The organism is Blautia sp. AF19-10LB (genome assembly GCF_003461245.1).
GTDB lineage: Bacteria > Bacillota > Clostridia > Lachnospirales > Lachnospiraceae > Blautia_A > Blautia_A intestinihominis.
Genome location: NZ_QTWS01000075.1, coordinates 1 through 945, shown reverse-complemented (window position 1 = coordinate 945; position 945 = coordinate 1). Strand labels below are relative to the sequence as shown.

3 protein-coding genes and 1 pseudogene are annotated in these 945 nt (G+C 45.8%); all 4 read right to left on the bottom strand.

All coding sequences use genetic code 11. The annotated features are described in order from the left end of the window. The coding region (locus DWX28_RS18960; protein ID WP_158565352.1) for a recombinase family protein at positions 1 to 194 on the bottom strand (194 nt) is incomplete at its 3' end. A gap of 54 nt (positions 195 to 248) precedes the next feature. Then, entirely contained in the window at positions 249 to 440 is a 192-nt protein-coding gene (locus DWX28_RS18955; RefSeq protein WP_002596259.1) for a hypothetical protein, read from the bottom strand. Positions 441 to 510: 70 nt separating this feature from the next. Continuing rightward, positions 511 to 741 carry a YdbC family protein gene (locus DWX28_RS18950; RefSeq protein ID WP_002596258.1) on the bottom strand — a complete coding sequence of 77 codons (231 nt, stop codon included), beginning with the start codon at positions 739 to 741 and terminating at the stop codon, positions 511 to 513. A 45-nt stretch (positions 742 to 786) separates the two neighbouring features. Next, positions 787 to 945, bottom strand: a pseudogene (locus DWX28_RS18945) (ParB/RepB/Spo0J family partition protein); the annotation flags it as partial.

The window sequence follows — 945 nt, the reverse complement described above, 5'->3', positions numbered from 1 at the left end:
TGGAAATTTGTACCAGAGTAACCGTCGTCCACATACGTTTTTGCTAAGTGCCATCCCTGCTTTTTCACATAATCCGTGAGGATGGATTTCTGTGTCGCAATGCTCGCACTCTCGTTATCCGTGCCATCGTCTTTTGACAAGCGGCAGTACATGCCGACTTCATAAATCTTGTTCTCCATTCTTATTCCTGCCATACTGTAAAACCTCCATATCTGTCCTATCTGTTTTCATGTTCCATTGCGTACATTCTAAGCGGACAGCCCCTCATTGTCGAAGGTGTCGCCCTCGGCAATCTTCTTCCGAATATCCTCGGAAATAATCGGGATAAACGCTTCTGTGACTGTCTGCGTGCCGACATATTCACGGCTGATTATCATCTGAACTGGTGCTTTCGGCACGATACGCTTTCTCTTTTTATCTGCTTTCTTATCCTCGCCCATACTTAAATCTTCCTTTCCAGACAGGGCAGGAGAACGTCTGGAAACGCCCCGCCCTGTCAATCAGATACCATCAATCCCCGCTGTTTACTTCTTTCTGTAATGCTTCAAGGAGTGCTGCTGCTTCATCAGCGTTCAACGTGATACCCTTTCCGCACTTCTCACGGTTCGGGGAAAAGCTGCGGATGTCATATTTCGGCTCTCTTCCGTTCCATGAGATAAGATTGATTTCTTTTGTGTAGCCGCTGTCGCCCTTAGACAATACGGCGATTTCCTTTACAATCTCATACTGGATTTCTTTCATTCTTCATACCTCAATTTTCTGCATTTACCTCCCGAAAAGAGAAGATTAGCGGCTGTCCCTGCCCCGTTTCCTCTGCAATTCACGCTCCAAAAGTTTAATGATGGTTTCCTCCATCTGCTTCGGCGTTGTGTTCTTCGGAAAATACTTTTTCAGCTTGCTTGTGTTGATTTTCAAGGTTTCTTTCTGGTTGCCCTTTTCCTCCGT

Bases quoted from the DNA above. Each gene is read 5' to 3' on its own strand.
- DWX28_RS18950 (WP_002596258.1), bottom strand. From the start codon at position 741: ATGAAAGAAATCCAGTATGAGATTGTAAAGGAAATCGCCGTATTGTCT.
- DWX28_RS18955 (WP_002596259.1), bottom strand. From the start codon at position 440: ATGGGCGAGGATAAGAAAGCAGATAAAAAGAGAAAGCGTATCGTGCCG.